Consider the following 21543-nt stretch of genomic DNA (forward strand, 5'->3'; position numbering starts at 1 on the left):
GGCTTTGACGCGTGCAACGGCGATGTTGCCGGCCCCGAACCTCACCGGACGCGCACGGCGCGGGCTTCTGTGGGCTCATCGATGGCTCGGATTGCTCGGCGGCATCGTCGTGGTGCTGATCGGCCTCACGGGTAGCTTCATCGTCTTCTATCGGGAAATCGACGCCGCCCTGAACCCGGCGCTTTACACTCCCGCCGGTCGGGAACGAGAGGCTACGTTGAGCGAGGTGATGCGCGCGGCCGCAGCAGCGGATCCCGCGCCGATTGCCACGATCCTCGCGCCGGATCGGACTTGGCCGGTCTGGGTCGTGATACATGCGCATGAAACTGCGAAAGGCCGCTACCCGAATCGTTGGACGACCATGGTCGATCCTTCGAACGGGAAGGTGCTCGGGCGGCGTGACTACATCAACGCGTTCTCCCTCAAGGTTTATCGTCTGCACTACACGCTGCTGCTCTACGAGTGGTGGGGCAAAGAGCTGGTCGGCGTTGCCGGGTTCATGCTGCTCGGCGTGGCCATGTCAGGCGTCATCTTGTGGTGGCCGAGGCCGGGTCGATTCTGGCGATCGGTGTCGGTCCGGAAGGACGTTTCGCTGCTTCGATTTGTTTTCGACGTCCACGGCACGGCCGGCTTTTGGGCGCTGCTCGCGCTCACGGTGATCTCGATGACCGGCGTCGGGATCATTTTTCCCGACGTCGTGCGTCCCATCGTTGGCCTTGTGTCGCAACCGACAGCCGATCCGTCGCCGCGGATCGAAGCGCCGCCCCCCACGGGGACACCGCCGCTATCACCTGATGCGATCATGCGGAACGCGCAAGCGGCCAAGCCGGGCCTGGCGGTTGCCATGCTGAACCCGCCAACCGAAACGCGCAACACGTGGCGGGTGCAGTTCCGGGACGAGGGCGCTGATCCCGCGGTACGTGCCCGGGGAGCGATCTGGCTCGATCCATGGAGTGGCGCAGTGGTGCACGATCGCACTTCGGCCGCGATGTCGATGGGGGATCGCTATCTGGCTGAACAGCTCTGGATCCATAACGGCGCGACGTTCGGGCTGATCGGGCGCCTGTTCGTGTTCGCAACCGGCTTCGCACCTCTCGCCCTGTTCATCAGCGGCGGGATCATGTGGCTCAAGAAGCGTCCAGGGAGGATCAGGACCGGCCGGCGAGCCTAGCGCCGCACGATCGAGCCGGAGCGGCCGATCAGGCGGGCGAGGGCGCGGAAGCGACTGCCGACGCGGTCGGCGACAAGGTCGACGAGCCGGTGCTCGAACACCAGCATCAGATTGCGGCCATGGCTGCGGAAATGCGTGGCCGGCAGCACACCCGGGCGTGCTGCCGAGATCAGATGGGCGACGCGGAACGCCGCGCCCAGCAGACGGGCGCGTTCGAGCTGGGCCGGTGTCAGCAGCTCCTGCATGGTCACCGGCGGCTGGTTCTCCTCGCTCAGGCCCGCATAGCGGTAGAACACGGACAGGCCGACGAAGGCGCGCTCGGTGTGGGTGATTGCGCCGAAATTGCCGTTGACGACGAGGCTCAGCGTCTGCTCGCCGCGATGGTCGGGATGCACGCGCCAGCCGATGTCGGAGAGCAGGCACGCGGTGTGGCGCAAGCGGCGGTCCTCCTCGGTCTCGCGCAGCTTCACCACGCGCGCGAGGCGGTCGGTCCAGGCGATCAGCTCGCGGGCGTGCTTTGCCGAACGCGACAGCAGCTGATTGAGCTCTTCCGCGGCGCAGATCAGCCCGTCCTTGTTGCGCTCGGATTCCGACAGTTTCTCGTGCAAGAGGCCCTCGCGCACGCCGAAGGTCGAGAACACGATGGACTTGGGTTTCGCCACGCGGATGATGTGCTCGAGCACCAGCGCCGCATAGGTGAGGAGCGGGCGCCTGGCATCCGCGACGATCTCGATGTCGGCCAGCATGTCGGCGGCCGCAAGCCGGCGGAGCCGACGCGAAAAGTCGAGCGCTTCAGCTGCGGAAATGGAGTAGCCGTGCATCACCTGGAGCGGATAGCCGCTCTGGATGATGTGGATGCGCGCGAGCGCGCGCCAAGTGCCGCCGACGGCGTAGAAGGTGCGGCCGCGGCCGGCGGTGAGCTGCGGCACCTCGTCGAGCTCCTCGCGCACGATGCGGTCGGCGCGCTTGAGCGATTTGTGCGCGAGGTCCTGGAGCGCGAGGCCACCGAGCGGCAGCGTCACGCCGCTGCGCACGCTGTTCTTGCGCACATCGATCAGCTCGAGCGAGCCGCCGCCGAGATCGCCGACGATGCCGTCGGGATGATGGATGCCGGAGATCACGCCGAGCGCCGACAACCGTGCCTCGCGCGGGCCCGACAGAATCTCGATCTTCACGGCGCAGATGCGCTCGGCTTTCGCGATGAAGTCGGGGCCGTTCGAGGCGTCGCGGCAGGCTGCGGTCGCAATCGCAAACACGCGACCGACCTGCATGACGCGGCACAGCGCCCGGAACCGCTTCAGCGAGGTCAGCGCCTTGTCGACGGCATCGGGCGCAAGCAGGCCCGTGCTCTGCACCTCGCGCCCGAGGCCGCACAGCGTCTTCTCGTTGAAGATCGGAATGAGGCTCCGCGTCAGTCCCTCGTAGACGACGAGACGGACCGAGTTGGAACCGATATCGATGACCGCGACGCTCGAGCCGCGCTTACGCGGCCGCTTCACGTCCTCGATCCCGGATCAAGATTGATGACGTTCATTACGGCGCGTGAGACGGCGCGGCGAGGATTCCTTGAGCGACTTTCCACGGCCAGATAGACTCGGATTTGTCATGAAGTAGTTGTGGACGTTGAAAGGCTCCTCGCCCTTCGCGGTCTTCATACGCGTCGAGGACCCGTCCGGCAACAATTGCCAGCTCTGCTCATTGTCCTTCAGATTCGCGACCATGATCTGTTCGAGAACCTGCTGATGCACCGTGGGATTTTGCAGCGGACACAGCACCTCGACGCGGCGGTCGAGGTTGCGTGGCATCATGTCGGCCGAGGAGATATACACAGCCGCTTTCGCGCTCGGCAGGCCCTGGCCCATGCCGAAACAGTAGATTCGGCCGTGTTCCAGGAAGCGCCCGATGATCGACTTGACGCGGATGTTCTCCGACAGGCCTGGAATGCCGGGTCTGAGGCAGCAGATGCCGCGCACGACGAGCTCGACCTGGACGCCGGCTTGCGAGGCCTCGTAGAGCGCGTCGATGATGTCGGGGTCGACCAGCGCATTCATCTTCATCCAGACCGCGCCGGGTCGGCCATGCCGCGCATGCGCGGTCTCGCCCTGGATGTGCTCGATGATGCGCTTGCGCAACGTCAGCGGCGACACCGCCATCTTTTCCAGATCGCTCGGCGCGGCATAACCGGTGATGAAGTTGAACACGCGCGCCGCGTCGCGGCCGATGGTCGGATCCGAGGTGAAGTAGGAGAGGTCGGTGTAGATACGTGCGGTGACGGGGTGATAATTGCCGGTGCCGGTGTGGACGTAAGTGGTGAGGCCGCCGCCCTCGCGGCGCACCACCATCGAGAGCTTCGCGTGCGTCTTCAGTTCGAGGAAGCCGTAGACGACCTGCACGCCGGCACGTTCGAGGTCGCGCGCCCAGCGGATGTTGGCCTCCTCGTCGAAGCGCGCCTTCAATTCGATCAGCGCGGTGACGGACTTGCCGGCTTCGGCGGCTTCCGCCAGCGTGCGCACGATCGGCGAATTGTTGGAGGTGCGGTAGAGCGTCTGCTTGATCGCGACGACATCGGGATCGCGGGCGGCCTGCTGCAGGAACTGCACCACCACGTCGAAGGATTCGTAGGGATGATGGACGACGAGGTCCTTCTGCCGGATCGCGGCAAAGATGTCGCCGCCATGCTCGCGCACGCGCTCGGGATGGCGCGGTACGTAAGGGGTGAATTCGAGATCGGGCCGGTCGAGGCGGGTGAGCTGCGAGAGCTCGTTCATGGCGAGCACGCCGTCGACCAGGAAGACCTCGTCGTCGGCGGCCGACAGCGCATGCTGCACGAAGCTGCGCAGCTCCTCCGGCATCTTGCCGTCGATCTCGAGCCGGATCACCGACCCGCGGCGGCGGCGCTTCAGAGCGGTCTCGAACAGGCGGACGAGGTCTTCGGCCTCTTCCTCGATTTCGAGCTCGGAGTCGCGGATGATGCGGAAGGCGCCCTGGCCGTGGAGATTGTAGCCGGGGAACAGGCGGTTGATGAACAGCCCGGTCGCCTGCTCGAGCGAGATCAGCCGCACGACCTTGCCCTCGGCCGGCAACCGGATGAAGCGGTCGATCTTGCCGGGCATACGAATCAGCGCGTTCATCTGCTTGCCGTCGGCGGCGCGCGTCAGCTGGAGCGCGATGGTGAAGCCGAGGCTCGGAATGAACGGGAAGGGGTGAGCCGGGTCGATCGCGAGCGGGGTCAACAGCGGAAACACGTTGTTGAGGAAGTAGTCCTCGATCCAGGTCCGTTCCGCCTTGGTGACGTCCTTGCCGTCGACCAGCACGATGCCGACGTCGGCCAGCGTGCCGCGCAGGTCGCGCCAGATCGCCTGCTGGTCGGAGGCAAGCTGCGAGACGGTGCGGTTGATCAGCGCGAGCTGCTCGGACGGCGTCAGGCCGTCGGGGCTGCGCTCGGCGATGCCCTCGCGGATCTGGGCCTTGATGCCAGCGACGCGGACCATGAAGAATTCGTCGAGGTTATTCGCTGAAATCGACAGGAATCGCACCCGCTCCAGCATGGGGTGGCTGGGATTGACCGCTTCCTCGAGGACGCGGCGGTTGAAATGCAGCCAGGAGAGCTCGCGATTGATGAAGCGCTCGGGACTTGAGGCAATCGCCGGCAGGCCCTCGGTCTCCGGGGCTTTTTCTTTAATTTCAACAGCTTGCGCAGAGTCCATCAGAAGTCGATCCATCCAGTTCGCCTCAATTTGCGACTTATGCGCAAAACCGGCGGGAGCATGTGTTAGTCCGATGACGTTTCGATGACATTGATGTTCCGCCGCTGCGCCGCGTCAAGCGGCCTTGGAGCCAGGGTAGAGGGGTCAGGCGTCCCGAAGCAGCTCGGCCGCCAGGGCCCGCGTGACGGGGCGACCGAGGCGCAGGGCCTCGCTGTCGAGCAGCTCAACGGCCTCCCGTGCGGCCGCCGAGGACCGCTCCAGGCGGGTGGCGAGGTAGCTGACCACGCTCTCATCCACGGTGAGCTGGCGGTCGGCGCAGAACTTGACGATCAGGCCGCGGAAAAGCTGGTCGTCGGGCGGCAGCAGCGAGATGACAGGCACCGCGCGCAGCCGCGAGCGCAGGTCGCGCAGCTCGATCTCGATCGACGCCGGTACCTCGCGGCCGGTGAAGAGCAGGTAGGCCCCATCCTCGCGGGCGAGGTTCATCAGATGAAACAGGGCCCGCTCGTCGAACTCTTTTGCCTTGAGATCCTCGACCACCAGCGCGCCGGTGGCGAGCGCGCCCGGGACGTTTTCGGCGGTCAGCCCATTGGCTGTGGTCGAGCGGGCGCCGGAAGCCTCGGCCCAGATCGCGGCGAGATGGCTCTTGCCGCTTCCTTCCGGGCCGGCCAGCCACATGATCCGGTTCGGCCATTCAGGCCAGGCATCGATGAGGGCAAGACCGGCTTCGTTGGCGGGGCCTTCGAGAAAATTGTCCCGGCTGAGGCTCTCCGCGTGCGGAAGCGAGAATGCCAATTGTCGGGGATGAACGCGGCCTGCCACGCTTGCTGTGCTCCGTGCCGGCGCGCCGGCTTCGTTTGAAGAGATTCGACGTCATCGAGCGGGAGTTGGCCTTTTGCGGGGCCGCATCCCGGTTCATTTGGCCTCGATCGTGCTACTTGGCTTCGATCGTACTCATGTGCCGCAGCCACTCGACGAGATAGAGCGACACGGACGAGAGCGTGAAGATCGTGACGAGGCCCATCAGGATCATATCATAGGGCGCCGGCTTGAAGCCGAAAGCGAGGGAGGCCAGCACCAGCGCCGCGTAGGCCACCTGGGCGGCGGTGTTGAGCTTCGACACCTTCGACGGCTTCATCTCGACCGGCTTGTCGAACAGCCAGGACACGATCACGGCGGCGACGATCATGATGTCGCGCGACACCACCAGGATCACGATCCAGCGCGGGATGTCGCCCCAGATCCCCAGCGCCAGATAGATCGAGACCAGCAGCGCCTTGTCCGCGAGCGGATCGAGCAGGGCGCCGAGCTCGCTCGTCATGTTGAAGCGCTTGGCGAGGAAGCCGTCGACCGCGTCGCTGACGCCGGCAATGAGGAAGACGGCGAACGCAACCTCCATTTGGCTCGACACGATGGCCCAGACGATGATTGGGACCAGCATGATGCGGCCCAGGGTAATGATATTCGGAATACTCACGCGGCGCTTCCTGGCACCCGGCCTGACCTCGAATCCGGCCCGATTGAAGGCTGAACCGGTTGATATCTACATAGTATAGGGCGGGGCGCCACGCTTGCCATTGCGCGTCCCCGGAATTCGACGTAACCAGCCGCAAACCCACTGGAAATCGGGCATGACCGACCGCAAAAACGGCCTCACTTACGCCGATTCAGGCGTCGATATCGACGCGGGCAACCGCCTGGTCGATCTGATCAAGCCGATGGTGCGCGCCACCGCGCGGCCCGGCGCCGACGCCGAGATCGGCGGATTCGGCGGCCTGTTCGACCTCAAGGCGGCCGGTTTCAAGGACCCCGTCCTGGTCGCCGCGACCGACGGCGTCGGCACCAAGGTCAAGATCGCGATCGAGACCGGCCTGCATGGCGGGATCGGCATCGACCTCGTCGCCATGAGCGTCAACGACCTCGTGGTGCAGGGCGCCGAGCCGTTGTTCTTCCTCGACTATTTCGCCTGCGGCAAGCTCGACCCGGAGGCGACCGCCTCGATCGTCGCCGGTGTCGCCGAAGGCTGCCGCGAATCCGGCTGCGCCCTGATCGGGGGCGAGACCGCCGAGATGCCCGGCCTCTACAAGGACGGCGACTACGACCTCGGCGGCTTTGCCGTCGGCGCCGCCGAGCGCGGTACCTTATTGCCGCGCAAGGACATCGCCGCGGGCGATGCCGTGATCGGCCTTGCCTCTTCTGGCGTGCACTCCAACGGCTTCTCGCTGGTGCGCAAGATCGTCGAGCAGTCCGGCCTCAGCTTCGAGGCGCCGGCCCCGTTCGCGCCGGTCATGACGCTCGGCGGCGCGCTTCTGACGCCGACGCGGCTCTACGTCAAATCCTGCCTGCGTGCGATCCGCGAGACCGGCGCGGTGAAGGGGCTTGCCCACATCACCGGCGGCGGTTTCACCGACAACATTCCACGCGTGCTGCCGAGCCATCTTGGCGTCGGCATCGATTTGGCGCGCCTGCCGGTGCTGCCGGTGTTCAAATGGCTGGCTGCTCAAGCCGGCATCGCCGAGCTCGAGATGCTGCGCACCTTCAACTGCGGCATCGGCATGATCGCAATCGTCGAGCCCGACAAGGTCGATCAGGTCGTGCAGGTCTTCAGCGATGCCGGTGAAACGGTGGCGCAGCTCGGTACCGTGATTCCGGCCGAGGGCGAGCACCGCGTCGTCTACAACGGCCACCTCGACCTGGCGCTGTGATGACTGGCGCTGTGATGAAGCGCCGCGTCGCCATCCTGATCTCCGGCCGCGGCTCCAACATGTCCGCGCTGATCAGGGCCGCTGCTGCGGCGGAGTTTCCAGCGGAAATCTCGCTCGTCATCTCCAACAAGGCCGACGCTCTCGGGCTCGAACGCGCAAAGGCGAGCGGCGTCAACACGCTGGTGATCGAAAGCAAGCCGTTCGGCAAGGACCGCGCCGGCTTCGAAAAGCTGCTGCAGGCCGCGCTCGACCAGCACGGCATCGAGCTGATCTGTCTCGGCGGCTTCATGCGCCTGTTCACGGCCGAGTTCACCAAGGCCTGGTATGGGCGGATGCTCAACATCCATCCGTCGCTGCTGCCGTCATTCCCTGGTTTGGACCCGCACGGTCAGGCTTTGCGCGCCGGCGTCAAACTGTCTGGCGCGACAGTGCACTTCGTGATCCCCGAGACCGATGCTGGCCCGATCGTGATGCAGGGTGCAGTCCCTGTTAGCGACCACGACACGGGCGCTACGCTGTCGGAGCGCATTCTCGAGGTGGAGCATCGCATCTATCCCGAAGCGCTGCGGTTGCTAGCGACCGGCAAGGTCCGGATCGAGGGCGATGTGTGCAGGACGGACGGAAGCGGGCCCTCGGAGAATTTCCTGGTATCGCCGGTGGTGCGCTGAAGCGCCGTCGCACCGTGTTTCGTCTTCGCAAACAAAATCCCCCGGCAGAGCCGGGGGCATCGTCATGATCTCTCGCGCGAGAGCTTTGAGAGAAATCAGGAGACCTTGAGGTTCTCCGCGGATGCTTTGCCGCGGTTCTCCACGAGGTCGTATTCAACCACCTGGTTCTCATTAAGGGTCGAGAGTCCGGCACGCTCGACGGCCGAGATATGGACGAACACGTCCTTATCGCTGCCGTTCGGCTTGATGAACCCATAGCCCTTGGTCGGGTTGAACCATTTGACGGTGCCCTTTTGCGGCATCGCTCATCTCCTCCACTAGATACAAAAAAGACGCGGCCGCAGTTTCGCGTGCCACGCCACAAACGGGCTTCCGGTAGTCTGTTCGAGTCTCAATGTCGCGAAACGCACAGCCGAGCGGCCAATTCCGATTGTGTCCAATATTGCAACATGAAATTCGCGCGTTAGCAAGCGGTGCACGGCTTTCAAGATCGCGGCGGGTGTCGCTGTCTGCTATTTGCGACCTGTGGCAAGGGAACCACAATCGAGGCAATAGCCCCGCTCCAGCGCGCCCAACCGGTTGACCCTGCGTGGCAGTTCGGCACAAATCGCCGCAAGCGCGCGCCGTTCGTGTTGCATTTTTGCGCTCCGCCACTTTGCTTTGGGATTAGTCGTCATGCGCTGCGCCTTGCAGCTCTCCGGGACACGGCAGACGGTCGGGCTGGGCCGTGTCCGCCGGATCGCGGCTGCGCTCGTCATGGCGCTTGGACTCGTCGTGATGATGTCGGGGACATCAGCCTTCGCGCAGAGTCCGACGCCCACGCCGACCCCGACCCCGACACCCACGGCGTCACCGACCCCCACGCCGACCGCGACCAATTACGACCAGTCGGCCGGCAACAGTGCGCTCTATCTTGGCTCCAATTTCCTGGAGCGGCTCGGCAACCAGGCCTCTGGCGGCGTCAACCGTGCATCGCGCAACAATCCCGGTGGGGGCGGCGCCTCGGCGAGCACGGAGGATCCGCTCTACCGCACCTGGTTCGAAGGCTATGGCATCTCGGTCCGGACCGACGCGCAAGGCGACTTCCTCGGCGACAAGCGCAAGACCTTTGGCGGCGTCGCCGGCTTCGGTGCGCGGGTCGCGCCGGGCGTCAATCTCGGCTTCTCCGTCGACCAGAGCCATACCGACATCGACGTGCCGCTGGCGCTGCAGTCGGCGACGCTCGACCTGACGCAGATCGGTTTCAACGGCTCGGTCGACAAGGGACCGTGGACCTGGGCGTTCGCGGTGGTGCACGGTTTCGGCAAGGTCCGTTCCAGCAGGGACACCGGCTTTGGTCTTGCGACCGCGGGTTATCGTGCCGCGATCGACGGTGGTCTGACCGAGATCAGCTACTACTGGACCAAGGACCAGATGCGCATCGTGCCCAAGGGCGCGCTCGAATATGTGCGCGCCACCAGCGCCGCGTTCCAGGAGGCCGGAGGACTCGATCCATTGAACGTCGGCTCCACGGCACTCTCACGCGCACGCGTGATGATCGGCGCGGAGATCGGGCGGTACTTCATCTACGACCAGAAAATCCTGGACCTGTCGGCCTACGGCAAGTTCGTCGACAATTTCTACCAGAACCTGGGAGCGGTGCAGGTCAGCCTGGGAACCCAGAGCATCGTCGTTCCCGGCATCGGGGAGAGCCGTTACGGCATGGATGCCGGCGCCTCGGCCTCGCTCAGCCTCACCAGCGTCGCGCGGCTCTACATCAACTATGACGGCAAGTTCCGCAACGAATTGACGTCGCATCAGGGGACGGTCGGCTTCGAGTACAGATGGTGAGGGCGAAGCGCGCCCTGCGTCTACGTCGGCGTTGCCGCGACATAACCCGTTAGCCCAAAGCCCTCGCGCGCGGCCGTCATCATTGGCACCAGCGCATTCGGATGGATGAACTCGTCGCGGAAGCAGGGATAGGTCTTGGCATCGAAGATCTTCTTCAGCCAGTCGACCACGATCTTGTGGCGCTCGGAGTTGCGGAATTCCTTGTGATAGGTGAGCCAGAGATCGGCGTGGTGGCTGACGCCCAGATCGACGGCGACGAGCGGTGCGCCGAGCGCGATCGACACGGTCGGCAGGAAGCCGATGCCGGCGCCGCGCTCCACGGCATAGAGCACGCCGACCGAGGAGTTGGTCTTGATCCCGACGATGCCCTCGAGCGACTTCAGTCCAAGCACGCGGGCGTAGGCGCCGTCGTCGACCTGCGGCGCGCTCTGCTTGATGATGCGGTGGTTCTTCAGCTCGGCGAGGGACGCCGGCACGCCGTAGAGGCTCTCGTATTCCCTGGAGACGAAGGGATAGATGTGCAGGCGGCCGAGCTTGGCGACGATCAGGTCGGGATTGGTCGGCGGCTCGAGCTGGATCGCGATGTCGGATTCAAGCCGGGCGACGTCGGCCTGCTCCATCGCGCAGCGCAGATCGACGGTGATCTTGCGATAGGTCTTCTGGAAATCGATCAGCCGCGGCAGGATCCAGAAATTGCCGGGGCCTTCCGTCACCGCGACGCGCACGGTGCCTGACGTGTCGCTCGACGATCGCGAAGCACGCCGGAAGACGTTGAAGGCATGACGCTCCATATGCGCGACGTCGGCGATCATCGCAGCGCCTTCATCGCTGAGCGTCAGTCCGCTCTGGTCGCGCAGGAACAGCTTGCAGTCGATGCTCTCTTCGAGCCGGTCGATCCTGCGCATCAGCGTGGTGGAGGTGAGGCCGAGTTCTTCGGCCGCGTTGCGGAAACTTTTATATTTTGCGCACGCTAAAAAGAGTTTCAAATCGTCCCAGGACGCGTCCAGGGCTTCTTCACGGTGCTGCATCAAAGCAGCACCCCGGTGCAATAACTGCTGCATACGCCAGATCCCCAACCGCTAAGGTCATCGTCATAGCGGGGCACTAAATCCTCGGACGATAGAGGGGTGACATGAGTATGGAAAGGGGCTCCTTTGCCGCAAGGCATGATTTCGATGCATTGCCGCTCAGTCCGGACGTCGATGTCCGATGTGCGCAATCTTCCGAAATTGCTGCGCTTTCTGAAATGGCGCACCGGCTGGTGCCGGGTGTGCAGATCGGAACGGCAGAGCTTGCGCGATATTTCACGTTCGATCCTCAGAGCATCCTGACATTCAGTCGCAAGGGCAATCTGGTCGGCGGCATGGCCTTCTTGTTCCTCAACGACCGCGGACACGATGCGCTGCTGCTCGACGAGATCTGCCTGACCGCACCCGAAACGCGCTATCTCGCTTCCGCGAAGGAAGACGTTGCAGCGATCTACATCTGGGCGATCGCGGCGACAGGCCGGGGTATCGCCGGTCTCGGCAAGGCCGCGGCTCATCTACGTCAGGTAAGGTTTCGCGGCGCGGATTGCTATGCGCAGCCGTCAACCGTGGCCGGACGCGACATCATGAAGGCGACGGGATTCGACCCCGTCCCGAGCTTCCAGCCCGATCTCTGGTGTTACGAGCGGCCCTGGCATCGGCAGCCGATGCGGATGCCGGGCGCGATCATCCAAACAAGGAGTTTTGCAGATGCACGGCACTAGGATTCCCCTCGCCAAGCCCGACTCCCGCGCCATCACCATTCGCCTCGCGCGCGATCCCAACGACCTCATGCTGGTCACCGCCATTCGCGCGGCGGTCTATCTCGCCGAGCAGGATTGTCCGTTCGACGAGGAGTTCGACGGCAACGACATGGTCGCAGCGCACTTCATCGGCTACGTCGGCAACGAGCCTGCGGGTTGCCTGCGGGTACGCTTCTTCGGGGATTTCGCCAAGGTGGAGCGGCTCGCGGTGCGTCATCAATATCGGCGCTCGCGCGTCTCGTTCAAGCTGGTTCAGGCGAGCGTCGACTATGTGAAGCGCAAGGGCTTTCGCAAGATCTACGGCCAGGCGCAGGACCGGCTGGTCGATTTCTGGGCTCATTTCGGCGCCAAGCCGCTCGGTCACAACCGCAAGATCACCTTCTCGGATTTCTCCTACACGGAGATGCTGCTGGAGATCGAGCCGGGGCCGGACGCCATCACGCTGGACAGCGATCCCTATGTGATCATCCGTCCCGAGGGCGATTGGGACCGGCCCGGCGTGCTCGACGCATCCGCGGGGCGGGCGGTGACCTCGCCGCTACGGGACCTCGCACTCGCCGATCACTGAAATTGGTGCAGCTCTGCGCAAGACAATGCTGGCTTCCATTACCGATGATCCGTCGATCCTGGTCTGTGCGGATCTCCAGGTCGAATATCTGACCCCCGGGCGTCGCCATGTCATCCTCGACGGCGAAGCCGCCACCGTGCGCTGCCTGGAGCTCCTGACACTGTGGCGCACCAATCTCTGGCCGGTGATGCATCTGAAGCGCATCGCCCAGGCGGCGTGGTTCAATCCGGCATCCAGGCTGACCGATTGGATCGCGGAGGCGAAGCCGCGGCCCGGCGAAATGACTTTCGAGCACCCGCTGCCGTCGGCCTACAGCTCTTCGCGGTTCGTGGACTACATGTCCAATATCCGCAATGTGCGCTGCATTCTGGTCGGCTTTTCCCTGGACGAAACCATCCTGGCCACCGCCGTCGACGGGTTTCACCGCAGCCATCGCTACCAGATCGTCACTGACGCCGTGGCCTGCCGGCAGCCGGGCACGGGCGATGCCGCCGTCTACAAACAGTCGGTGGTGAATGTGATCGGGAATTTTGCTACAGTCCATGCCAGCGCCGAACTGATCAGAACCAGCGGCGCCATCGCGGTCTAGGCGGCCGTGGTCGGCGGATGGATGGGGTGGGACATTGTCACGGGGGGACGAGCTCAAGGAGCTGGCAAGCGATTTGTCGCGTGCTGTGGAGACGGCGCGCAGCGTCGGCTTGCCCACGACGGTCTATCTGCTCTCGATGGCGCTGGTGGAGGTGAGGGAAGCCGCTCGCGCTGCCGACGAAGAGGATGACGACGGCGCGGCGTAGGGTTTCGGGCCTGCGGCGAAAGCGTTTCTCTCAGGATCGGCCGATGGCGCGCATCAGGATATCGGATGCGTCATCAGCGTTGTCGCCCGCGTAGGCGACGAATTGATCGGGCCGCACCAGGATCAGCCGCGCCTCGTATTTCTCGCGTCCGCCTGATGCGGTGTCCCTGATCACCGTCAGCGGGATGCCAAGCCGCGCGGCGGCTTGCTCAAGAGCTGTTGCCGCGGCGCCGTCCGTCAGATCGATCAAGGTGAAGCCGTCGCCCAATTCCTCGAACACGTTTTTGCCTGACGACAGAGGTTGCGGGGTGAGATGATGACCTGCGCGCGCCGGATAGGCGTGCGAGCCGATCGCGCTGCAGACAGCGCCGGCCGGACCAAAGACGATTGGTGACCCCTCGTAATTCGGCTCGAAGGCGTTGACCTCGGCGCGCGCGCCGGAGTGCCGCTCGTGCCAGGCGGCCTCGAAATCCGCCCGATCGCGCGCCGGATCGTGCCGGCGAAGAAAATCGCGGTCGCGGAAGATCGGAGTCTCGATGAAATCGCGCGCAGTGGACGCAAACACCGGACGCCGCTCGGCATCGTAGCTGTCGAGCAGACCGGCTGGCGCCCAGCCTTGCAGCGTCGCGGCGAGCTTCCACGCCAGATTTGCGGCGTCCTCGAAGCCGGTGTTGATGCCATAGCCGCCGTAGGGCGGATGGCTGTGCGCGGCATCTCCGGCGAGGAAGACGCGGCCGGCGCGGTAGCTGTCCGCGACCGTGAAGCGAAGATCCCAGAATCCGATGTGCTCGAACTCGATGTCGAATTGTGCGCCGGCGGCATCGTGCAGCAAGCGTCGGAAATCGAAATTGTCGGCGGTGGCGTCCGCGGGAACGGGGGCATGGAAGAACCAGGTGCTGCCGAGATCGACCCGGCCGAAGAACTTCCAATAGCCCTCGAGGTCCGGATGCAACACGCTGTAGAACGACTTGCCTGGAAAGGCCTCGAGCAGTCGATGCAATTCGACGGAGCGAAACACCAGCAGCACCATCAGCCGGTCGTGGTCGGAGCGGGTCTGGGTGATGCCGGCGCGTTCGCGCACGATCGATCGGCTGCCATCGCAGCCGATCACGTAGTCGGCGCGAAGGCTCTGCATCATCCCGTCGCGATTTTCGATGTCGAGGCTCACGCCCTCGGCGTCAGGCCGGACATCCCGGCAGGTCCAGCCGTATCGCAGGTCATTGGAGGGAAGCTGTGCCGCCCGTTGCCGCAACACGGCTTCGGTCGCGTATTGCGGCAGGCGTTCGTTGTCGGTGAAATAGAAGGGGCGGACGAGTTCGCGCTGCAGCCAGTTGTAATTGTAGCCGCTGAGCAGCGTCCCGTAGCTGGTCATTCCGCCGATGCCATAGTCGGGAGGAATGGTGCGGGCCGCGCGCAGCGCTGCCTCCGCGCCCCAGAAATGGAAATGCTCCATCGTCCGCTGCGTGAGGTTCTGTCCCTTGGGGATCGGCTGCGGCTGTTCGTGGCGTTCCACGACGATGGTCTTGATGCCGCGCTGGCCAAGGCCGATCGCCAGACCCATCCCGACCGGTCCGCCGCCGACGATCACGACGGGCGCGTCGCTATCCGCTGAAGCCTGCCTCACATCGCTTCCCCACGATTGTCATCGCGCGAGGCGCGATCGCTCGTCCTCATGAGATGTCGCACGGATTTCGTCAAGTAAAATCTCAAATAATGAGATTAGATTACGATGTCATTACCTCGGAGATTTGCCGGGCCGCTTCGCTGACCTCCGCGCTGATGCGATCGATCAACTCGCCCTTGGCATGTGGTCCGGCGATCGTGATGCAGAGGCTTGCGATCGGGTAGCCCGCATCGAGGATCGGCGCGGCGATCCCGACCGCGCCCGGTGTCACTTCGCCAAAGGCAACCGCGACGCCAGCGCGCCGCACGCGTTTCAGCGCTGCCAGGATTTCGTCGGAGGTGTCGCCGACGCCGACGCTGCGCAGATCGGCGGCATAGCGCGTCACCAGTGGCATTACGCGTTGCTTGGGCAGAAAGGCCATGATCGAGCGCGCGATTGCCCCACGTCCCATCGCCATCGGTCGGCCACGCGGATAGCTGCTTACGGGATTCACGACGGAGGCGATTGAAGCCACGCACAGCATCTTTTCGCCATACCAGCGCACGACCAGGGCCGTACAGGGGTGCGCGGCCGACAGCCGCTCCAGATGCGGGGTGGCTGCTGCGATCAGCGGATCGGAACGGCGGCTGAGATAGTCCATCTCCACCACGCGCGGGCCAAGCGCGAACCGGCCGCCGCGCGTCGGCATCACGAAGCCGCTGTCCTTCAAGCTCTTCAGATAGCGATACAGCGTCGGCCTTGTGTAGCCGAGCTCCTTCATGAGCTCTTCGGGCGACCATTGCGGCCGTGCCTCGGTGAAGAGATCGAGCACGGCAAGAACCCGATCCTGACTGTTTGCTTTGACCAAGTGAGATTCGATCCAGCTTCGCGTATTCGCCGTGATACCCGCTTTCGCGTCGGCCGCAAAACGGCGGCACGGCAGTGGCTTGCCTTCGTTATAATCTCACTATAAGAGATTTTAAGAAGAATAATAGTGCGTGAGCTGCCGGGGAGGGGTTGGGCATGGCCGTCACAGCTACGGATGGGATCGTGTCGGGCACGGTCGACGTTCCCGCCTATGTCGATCGTCAGCCGGTCGGCGCCTTTCAGATCCGGGTTCTGCTCGTCTGCGCCGCGGTGCTGTTCATCGACGGCTTCGACACCCAGGCCATCGGTTATGTCGCGCCTGCAGTCGCGCAGGAATGGAAGCTGGCGCGTGGCAGCCTGGGTCCGGTGTTCAGCGCGGGGCTTCTGGGTCTCATGATCGGCGCCCTGATCTTCGGTCCGATGGCCGACAGGATCGGTCGCCGCCGCATCATCCTCGCAAGCACGCTGGTGTTCGGCATCGGGACGCTGCTCACCGTGTTCGCGGTGGATACGACCTGGCTGATCGCGTTGCGCGTTCTGACCGGTCTCGGTCTCGGCGGTGCAATGCCCAATGCGATTGCGCTGATCTCCGAGTTCAGCCCGCATCGCCGCCGCGCCACCATGGTCATGATCATGTTCGCAGGCTTTTCGATCGGTGCGGCCCTGGGCGGGCTGCTGGCGGCCGCCATGATCCCGGCTTTCGGCTGGCGCTCGGTGTTCCTCGTCGGCGGCCTCGTGCCGCTGCTGCTTCTGCCTTTCCTCTTCAAGGCGTTGCCGGAGTCGATCCGGTTCCTGGCGATGATGGGCGGCCGCGACCGCGAGGTGGCGAACCTCCTGCAAAAGATAGCCCCGGGGGTATCCTTCGCCGGCAATGCCAAATTCGTGGTCCAGGAGCCCAAATTGTCGGGATTGCGCGTCGCGCATTTGTTTGCAGAGGGCCGCGCATCGGTGACGGTTCTGCTCTGGGTCGTGTTCTTCATGAGCCTGCTCGACCTGTATTTGCTGTCGAACTGGCTGCCCACCGTGCTGAACGATCTCGGCGTGTCGGTTTCGGGGGCGGCCGCGATTGGTGCGATGCTCCAGGTCGGCGGCGTGGTCGGCACGTTCACGCTCGGCCAGTTCATCGACCGCTTCTCGTTTCGCGCGCTGTCGCTGACCTATCTCGCTGCGGCGGTCGCGGTGGCCGCCGTTGGGATGGCCAGCCATTCGATCGTCCTGGTCACGATCGCGATCTTCGCGTCGGGATTTTGCATCGTCGGGGGACAGATCGCCTCGAACGCGCTGACGGCGACCTTCTATCCGACGGCGATCAGATCGACCGGCGTGGGCTGGGCGCTGGGCATCGGCCGCATCGGCTCGATCGTGGGGCCTCTGATCGGCGGCGTCATGCTGGCCCGCGACATGGGACCGCAGCCGCTGTTTGGCGCTGCGGCCGTCCCGGCATTGATCGCCGCGGCGGCGGCCTTCGTGCTGGCACGGCGAGGCTAGCCGAGGCGATATATCCTGCCGAAGTGCCAGCGCTGCTTTCCTGCAACGCTCGTGTGCGCTTGTTGCCAACGAAATGACGTTGCAAGTTGCGGCCTGCCGCAATAGCCAAGATGTCGACGTTTTCTTTGGACAAGCTCGTCGTTTGGACAGGTCTGCGTCATGACCTCCAATGACGCACCGTTGAGGAATCCCGCAATGTCCATGCTGCCCAATTCGCAAGAGGCCCGGGACGTGGCCTACCAGCTCCATTCCTATACCAATGCGCGCGCGCATCAGCAGGCCGGTCCGCTGGTGATCGAGCGTGGCGAGGGTCCTTACGTGTTCGACGCGTCGGGCAAGCGCTATTTCGAGGCCATGGCCGGCCTGTGGAGCGTCGGGCTCGGCTTCAACGAGAAGCGGCTGGTCGAGGCGGCGCACAAGCAGATGCTGGCGCTGCCGTTCTACCATACGTTCTCCGCCAAATCGCACGGGCCCTCGATTGACCTCGCCGAGAAGCTGGTGGCGCTCGCGCCGGTGCCGATGAGCAAGGTGTTCTTCACCAATTCCGGCTCGGAGGCCAACGACACCGTCCTCAAGCTGATCGCCTATCGCTCCAACGCGCTTGGCCAGCCGCAGCGCAAGAAGATCATCAGCCGGATGCGCGCCTATCACGGCGTCACCATTGCCTCGGCAAGCCTCACCGGCCTGCCGAACAACCACCGCTCGTTCGACCTGCCGCTGCCCAACATCTTGCACACGGGCTCGCCGCATTTCTACAAGGACGGCGCGCCCGGTGAGAGCGAGGAGGCGTTCGCAACGCGCCGGGCCGAGGAGCTCGACGCGCTGATCCAGAAGGAGGGCCCGGATACGATCGCGGCCTTCTTCGGCGAGCCGGTGATGGGCGCGGGCGGCGTCGTCGTGCCGCCGGCGACCTATTGGGAGAAGATCCAGGCAGTCCTGAAGAAATACGACATCCTGCTGGTCGCAGATGAGGTCATCTGCGGCTTCGGCCGTACCGGCAAGATGTTCGGCTGCGAGACCTACGGCATCAAGCCGGACGTGATGGTGGTCTCCAAGCAGATCACCTCGAGCTATTTCCCGCTGTCGGCGATCATCCTGAACGACCGCATGTTCGAGCCGATCGCGGACGAGAGCAACAAGATCGGCGTGCTCGGCCACGGTTTCACTGCGGGCGGCCATCCCGTCGGCTCGGCCATTGCGCTGGAGAATCTCAAGATCATCGAGGAGCGCGGCCTGGTCGCGCACGCCGCCGAGCTCGGCGGCTACATGCAGGGCAAGCTGCGCGAGCTCACCAGCGATCCGCTGGTCGGCGAGGTCCGCGGCGTCGGCATGATCGCGGCGATCGAGCTCGTGCTCGACAAGGGACGCAAGACGGCCGCCAGCACGCCCGGCGCCGTCGGCGGCATCGCCAGCCGCATGCTCCAGGAGCGCGGCGTGATCTCGCGCAACATGCTGGATGCCATCGCCATCTGCCCGCCGCTGATCGTCACCAAGGCCCAGATCGACGAGCTGATCGCGGCCATTACGGGCGTGCTGAACGACATGAAGCCGGAAGTGGCGAAGCTGACGCCGGCGTAGGCTCTCTCCTCGTCATTGCGAGGAGCCCGCAACAAAATTGCGAAGCAATTTTGCGCTGGCGACGAAGCAATCCAGACCGTCTCCGCGGAAAGATTCTGGATTGCTTCGCTTCGCTCGCAATGACGGCGTTGATGCAGTGAGCCTCGATTTATCACCGTCACCCTGAGGTGCTCGCCTCTTCGGCGAGCCTCGAAGGGCGACGGCCGACTGGCCGCAGCGGGGGCCGCTCATCCTTCGAGGCTCACGCCTCGCGCCTCAGGATGACGGTTTAACCGGCTCCACCCGTTGGACCCCGATCACGCGGCCTTTCTCGATCGCGAGCGCCAGCTCGCCGCGCTTGAGCTTCAAGGCGGCGTCGCCGAACAACTCGCGGCGCCAGCCGCGCAAGGCCGGCACGTCGGCCTCGTCGTCCGCTGCGATCTCTTCGAGATCGTCGACAGTGGCGATCACCTTGCTGGCGACCGCGTGGCGCTCCGCGGTCATGCGCAGCAGCACCTTCAACAGCTCGACGATGGCGGCGCCATTGTTGTTGTTGCGCGGCTTCTCCAGCTTCGGCAGCGTCGCGAAATCCCGCGCCAGCCCGCGCTCGACCGCGGCGACGATGTCCGCGCCCCATTTGGATTTCTCGAACCCCTTCGGCACCGAGCGCAGATGGGCGAGCTTCTCCAGCGTGTTCGGCGCGTGGGTCGCGATGTCGCTGATGGCTTCATCACGCAGCACGCGGCCGCGCGGCACGTCGCGGCTCTGCGCTTCCTGCTCGCGCCAGGCCGCGACCTCCATCAGGACCGCGAGGTCCTTGGGCTTGCGGACCCGCGTCTTCAGCCGTTCCCAGGCGCGCTCGGGGTGGAAGTCGTAAGTGCGGGGCGAGGTCAAAACCTCCATCTCGATGGAGACCCACTCGCTGCGGCGCCGCTTCTTGAGGTCGGCATCGAGCGCGGCGAACACGTCGCGCAGGTGCGTGACGTCGGACACCGCGTAGTGCATCTGCTCTTTCGTCAGCGGCCGGCGCGACCAGTCGGTGAAGCGGTGGGTCTTGTCCGGGCGGTGGCCCGCGACCTTCTCGACCAGCGCGTCATAGGCGATGCTGTCGCCATAGCCGAGCACCATGGCCGCGACCTGGGTGTCGAACACCGGGTGCGGGATGATGTTGGCCTGGTGCCAGATGATCTCGATGTCCTGGCGGGCGGCATGGAATACCTTCAGCACGCCCTCGTTGCCCATCAGGTCGAAGAACGGCTTGAGGTCGATCCCCTCGGCCAGGGTGTCGATGACGATCGCTTCCTCGGGGCTGGCCATCTGCACCACGCACAGCAGCGGGTAGTAGGTGGTTTCGCGCAGGAACTCGGTATCGACTGTAATAACGGGGTGCTTGGCCAGCCGGCTGCAGGCAGCCGCGAGGTCAGCGGTGGTGGTAATCAAATCCATGAACGGCCCATGACACTTGGTATCAGCCGTTCTGCCGAAAGCGCTGTGATGTCAAGGGGCTCTAAGCGAATTCGAGCATTGCATCAGGCCGGAATCGTCTCTTTCCGACGAAATTCCTATTCGTAACGGATCCGGTGCGAGGATTTGCGCGCGCAGGGCAGCGCCACCACGACCACGCACATGGCGACCAGCGCCAGCCCCAGGAACTCGAAAACCAACAGATCCACGGCGAAATCTCCAGAAACATTGATAGATTTGTCGGGGGTACGTTGAGGGTCTGTTAATGCTCGTGGTTACCGGCCGCCCGGCAAGCCGGATGGTGGACGGGGAGTTAACGGGGGCGGGCTCGACCATCACCCCATGAGCTTCGGCAAGGCGGCGAGCGCGTCCACGGCGGCACGCACTTTTGGCGGAATCCGGGGCGAACGGGGCCACAGCGCGTGGCAGTCGTAGAGGAATTCGGGCTGGCCTTCGAGGAGGCCGACCAGCGCGCCGCTGTTGAGACGCTCGCGGACCAGCCAATAAGGCAGCCAGGCGAGCCCCATGCCCTGTGCGGCGGCGTCCGCGATCGCCTCCATATCGTCGAGCCTCAGCCTGCCTGACGGCATGATCTCGCGTGCCGGCTGGTCGGCTTGTGGAAACAGCCATGGCCGGACGCGTCCAGAGCGGCGATAGATGATCGCCTGATGCGCGGCGAGATCGTCGAGCGATTTTGGTTTGCCGTTGGCGCGTAAATAGGACCGCGCGCCGCACACCACCATGCGCTGGCTTGCGATGCGCCGCGTGATCAGACCGGACTGGTCGTCGAGATCGCCGGTCCGGATCGCAAGATCGTAGCCGGCCTCGATGATGTCAGCGATGGGATCGCCGAAGGAGAGGTCGAGCTCGAGATGCGGATATTTTCGCGCGAGCTTCATCAACAGAGGGGCGATGCAGTGCCGTCCGAGCAGGGCAGGCATGGTCACGCGCAGCCTGCCGCGCGGCGCGGAGAGTTCATCGGCCACGACGGCGTCGGCGGCTTCGGCCTCGCTGAGTACCGCGCGGCAGCGCTCGTAGTAGGCCTGGCCAGCCTCGGTCAGGCTCTGGCGCCGCGTGGTGCGGTTGAGGAGGCGGACGCCGAGACGTTCTTCGAGGAAGCGCACATGCTTGCCGACCATCGGCCCCGACATCTCCAGGGCGTCGGCCGCGGCCGCGAACGAACCGAGATCGACGGCCCGGACGAATACGGCCATGCTGGTCAGGCGGTCCATGATTGAAAACTCCTGGTTTCGACTGTTCGCGTATTCGGGCCATTTATCCACTTCGGTGGGATCGGCATAGCTCCATTCAGTTCAATTGTTTTGGAGTGTAT

Annotated in this window: 20 protein-coding genes; 10 read left to right on the forward strand and 10 right to left on the reverse strand. The window is 64.5% G+C overall.

Features of this window, described 5'->3' with window-relative positions:
* Positions 1 to 22 precede the first annotated feature (22 nt).
* Positions 23 to 1171 carry a PepSY-associated TM helix domain-containing protein gene (locus AB7245_RS20485; protein ID WP_439035749.1) on the forward strand — a complete coding sequence of 383 codons (1149 nt, stop codon included), beginning with the start codon at positions 23 to 25 and terminating at the stop codon, positions 1169 to 1171.
* Here AB7245_RS20485 and ppx read toward each other — a convergent pair.
* The 4 genes from ppx to AB7245_RS20505 form a co-directional block, all read right to left on the reverse strand.
* Positions 1168 to 2670 (reverse strand): exopolyphosphatase, encoded by a 1503-nt coding sequence (ppx, locus tag AB7245_RS20490; protein ID WP_282522351.1) that lies wholly within the window; start codon positions 2668 to 2670, stop codon positions 1168 to 1170. The two genes, AB7245_RS20485 and ppx, sit on opposite strands and share 4 nt — an antisense overlap.
* Positions 2671 to 2685: 15 nt before the next feature.
* Positions 2686 to 4878 carry an RNA degradosome polyphosphate kinase gene (locus tag AB7245_RS20495; RefSeq protein WP_063983670.1) on the reverse strand — a complete coding sequence of 731 codons (2193 nt, stop codon included), beginning with the start codon at positions 4876 to 4878 and terminating at the stop codon, positions 2686 to 2688.
* Between the two features lie 144 nt (positions 4879 to 5022).
* Entirely contained in the window at positions 5023 to 5700 is a 678-nt protein-coding gene (locus AB7245_RS20500; RefSeq protein ID WP_439034789.1) for a chromosomal replication initiator DnaA, read from the reverse strand.
* Positions 5701 to 5812: 112 nt separating this feature from the next.
* Positions 5813 to 6355, reverse strand: a complete 543-nt coding sequence (locus AB7245_RS20505) for a CDP-alcohol phosphatidyltransferase family protein (protein WP_208086450.1) — start codon at positions 6353 to 6355, stop codon at positions 5813 to 5815.
* Positions 6356 to 6509: 154 nt separating this feature from the next.
* On the opposite strand from AB7245_RS20505, the gene purM reads away from it, so the two are divergent.
* Positions 6510 to 7583 (forward strand): phosphoribosylformylglycinamidine cyclo-ligase, encoded by a 1074-nt coding sequence (gene purM, locus AB7245_RS20510; protein ID WP_085402875.1) that lies wholly within the window; start codon positions 6510 to 6512, stop codon positions 7581 to 7583.
* 14 nt (positions 7584 to 7597) lie between these two features.
* Positions 7598 to 8251, forward strand: coding sequence for a phosphoribosylglycinamide formyltransferase (gene purN, locus AB7245_RS20515; RefSeq protein ID WP_208089394.1), 654 nt, complete (start codon positions 7598 to 7600; stop codon positions 8249 to 8251).
* 95 nt (positions 8252 to 8346) lie between these two features.
* Here the strand turns inward: purN and AB7245_RS20520 are convergent, their stop codons facing one another.
* Positions 8347 to 8553 carry a cold-shock protein gene (locus AB7245_RS20520; RefSeq protein WP_007591938.1) on the reverse strand — a complete coding sequence of 69 codons (207 nt, stop codon included), beginning with the start codon at positions 8551 to 8553 and terminating at the stop codon, positions 8347 to 8349.
* Positions 8554 to 8926: 373 nt separating this feature from the next.
* Between AB7245_RS20520 and AB7245_RS20525 the strand changes: the two genes are divergently transcribed.
* The gene (locus AB7245_RS20525) at positions 8927 to 10081 is read left to right on the forward strand and encodes an autotransporter outer membrane beta-barrel domain-containing protein (protein WP_439034790.1); all 1155 of its coding nucleotides are present in this window, start codon (positions 8927 to 8929) and stop codon (positions 10079 to 10081) included.
* A 20-nt stretch (positions 10082 to 10101) separates the two neighbouring features.
* On the opposite strand, the gene AB7245_RS20530 is transcribed toward AB7245_RS20525, so the two are convergent.
* On the reverse strand, positions 10102 to 11142 hold the full coding sequence (locus AB7245_RS20530) for a LysR family transcriptional regulator (RefSeq protein ID WP_208086452.1): 1041 nt from the start codon (positions 11140 to 11142) through the stop codon (positions 10102 to 10104).
* A 71-nt stretch (positions 11143 to 11213) separates the two neighbouring features.
* On the opposite strand from AB7245_RS20530, the gene AB7245_RS20535 reads away from it, so the two are divergent.
* Genes AB7245_RS20535 through AB7245_RS20550 form a run of 4 tightly spaced genes read left to right on the forward strand, consistent with a single transcriptional unit; the run spans position 11214 to position 13232 of the window.
* Positions 11214 to 11831, forward strand: a complete 618-nt coding sequence (locus AB7245_RS20535; RefSeq protein WP_208086453.1) for a hypothetical protein — start codon at positions 11214 to 11216, stop codon at positions 11829 to 11831.
* Entirely contained in the window at positions 11818 to 12438 is a 621-nt protein-coding gene (locus AB7245_RS20540) for a GNAT family N-acetyltransferase (RefSeq protein WP_063983664.1), read from the forward strand. Before AB7245_RS20535 ends, AB7245_RS20540 begins: the two co-directional genes overlap by 14 nt.
* 25 nt (positions 12439 to 12463) lie before the next feature.
* On the forward strand, positions 12464 to 13027 hold the full coding sequence (locus tag AB7245_RS20545) for an isochorismatase family protein (protein ID WP_208086454.1): 564 nt from the start codon (positions 12464 to 12466) through the stop codon (positions 13025 to 13027).
* 34 nt (positions 13028 to 13061) lie between these two features.
* Positions 13062 to 13232, forward strand: a complete 171-nt coding sequence (locus tag AB7245_RS20550; RefSeq protein WP_166096098.1) for a hypothetical protein — start codon at positions 13062 to 13064, stop codon at positions 13230 to 13232.
* Between the two features lie 30 nt (positions 13233 to 13262).
* Here the strand turns inward: AB7245_RS20550 and AB7245_RS20555 are convergent, their stop codons facing one another.
* Both AB7245_RS20555 and AB7245_RS20560 read right to left on the reverse strand, forming a co-directional pair.
* Complete coding sequence (locus AB7245_RS20555) at positions 13263 to 14855, reverse strand: FAD-dependent monooxygenase (RefSeq protein WP_439034791.1); 1593 nt, start codon at positions 14853 to 14855, stop codon at positions 13263 to 13265.
* A 100-nt stretch (positions 14856 to 14955) separates the two neighbouring features.
* Positions 14956 to 15702 (reverse strand): IclR family transcriptional regulator, encoded by a 747-nt coding sequence (locus tag AB7245_RS20560; RefSeq protein ID WP_208086455.1) that lies wholly within the window; start codon positions 15700 to 15702, stop codon positions 14956 to 14958.
* A 155-nt stretch (positions 15703 to 15857) separates the two neighbouring features.
* Here AB7245_RS20560 and AB7245_RS20565 point away from each other — a divergent pair, with 155 nt between their 5' ends.
* The gene (locus AB7245_RS20565; protein WP_208086456.1) at positions 15858 to 17189 is read left to right on the forward strand and encodes an MFS transporter; all 1332 of its coding nucleotides are present in this window, start codon (positions 15858 to 15860) and stop codon (positions 17187 to 17189) included.
* Positions 17190 to 17384: 195 nt separating this feature from the next.
* On the forward strand, positions 17385 to 18767 hold the full coding sequence (locus AB7245_RS20570) for an aspartate aminotransferase family protein (RefSeq protein ID WP_208086457.1): 1383 nt from the start codon (positions 17385 to 17387) through the stop codon (positions 18765 to 18767).
* 255 nt (positions 18768 to 19022) lie between these two features.
* On the opposite strand, the gene rnd is transcribed toward AB7245_RS20570, so the two are convergent.
* Positions 19023 to 20192: a ribonuclease D gene (gene rnd / locus AB7245_RS20575; RefSeq protein ID WP_085402881.1), complete on the reverse strand. Its 1170-nt coding sequence runs from the start codon at positions 20190 to 20192 to the stop codon at positions 19023 to 19025.
* Between the two features lie 353 nt (positions 20193 to 20545).
* On the reverse strand, positions 20546 to 21442 hold the full coding sequence (locus AB7245_RS20580; protein ID WP_063983659.1) for a LysR family transcriptional regulator: 897 nt from the start codon (positions 21440 to 21442) through the stop codon (positions 20546 to 20548).
* Positions 21443 to 21543: the final 101 nt, after the last annotated feature.

Source organism: Bradyrhizobium sp. 604_D8_N2_3 (genome assembly GCF_051810765.1).
Classification (GTDB): domain Bacteria; phylum Pseudomonadota; class Alphaproteobacteria; order Rhizobiales; family Xanthobacteraceae; genus Bradyrhizobium; species Bradyrhizobium barranii.

What these genes read in the sequence shown, in the direction of transcription:
- AB7245_RS20565 (WP_208086456.1), top strand. Translation starts at nt 15,858, where the DNA reads ATGGCCGTCACAGCTACGGATGGGATCGTGTCGGGCACGGTCGACGTT.
- AB7245_RS20540 (WP_063983664.1), top strand. Translation starts at nt 11,818, where the DNA reads ATGCACGGCACTAGGATTCCCCTCGCCAAGCCCGACTCCCGCGCCATC.
- purN (WP_208089394.1), top strand. Translation starts at nt 7,598, where the DNA reads ATGAAGCGCCGCGTCGCCATCCTGATCTCCGGCCGCGGCTCCAACATG.
- AB7245_RS20570 (WP_208086457.1), top strand. Translation starts at nt 17,385, where the DNA reads ATGTCCATGCTGCCCAATTCGCAAGAGGCCCGGGACGTGGCCTACCAG.
- AB7245_RS20530 (WP_208086452.1), bottom strand. Translation starts at nt 11,142, where the DNA reads ATGCAGCAGTTATTGCACCGGGGTGCTGCTTTGATGCAGCACCGTGAA.
- AB7245_RS20495 (WP_063983670.1), bottom strand. Translation starts at nt 4,878, where the DNA reads ATGGACTCTGCGCAAGCTGTTGAAATTAAAGAAAAAGCCCCGGAGACC.
- AB7245_RS20580 (WP_063983659.1), bottom strand. Translation starts at nt 21,442, where the DNA reads ATGGACCGCCTGACCAGCATGGCCGTATTCGTCCGGGCCGTCGATCTC.
- AB7245_RS20525 (WP_439034790.1), top strand. Translation starts at nt 8,927, where the DNA reads ATGCGCTGCGCCTTGCAGCTCTCCGGGACACGGCAGACGGTCGGGCTG.
- AB7245_RS20520 (WP_007591938.1), bottom strand. Translation starts at nt 8,553, where the DNA reads ATGCCGCAAAAGGGCACCGTCAAATGGTTCAACCCGACCAAGGGCTAT.
- rnd (WP_085402881.1), bottom strand. Translation starts at nt 20,192, where the DNA reads ATGGATTTGATTACCACCACCGCTGACCTCGCGGCTGCCTGCAGCCGG.
- AB7245_RS20545 (WP_208086454.1), top strand. Translation starts at nt 12,464, where the DNA reads ATGCTGGCTTCCATTACCGATGATCCGTCGATCCTGGTCTGTGCGGAT.
- purM (WP_085402875.1), top strand. Translation starts at nt 6,510, where the DNA reads ATGACCGACCGCAAAAACGGCCTCACTTACGCCGATTCAGGCGTCGAT.
- AB7245_RS20485 (WP_439035749.1), top strand. Translation starts at nt 23, where the DNA reads ATGTTGCCGGCCCCGAACCTCACCGGACGCGCACGGCGCGGGCTTCTG.
- AB7245_RS20535 (WP_208086453.1), top strand. Translation starts at nt 11,214, where the DNA reads ATGAGTATGGAAAGGGGCTCCTTTGCCGCAAGGCATGATTTCGATGCA.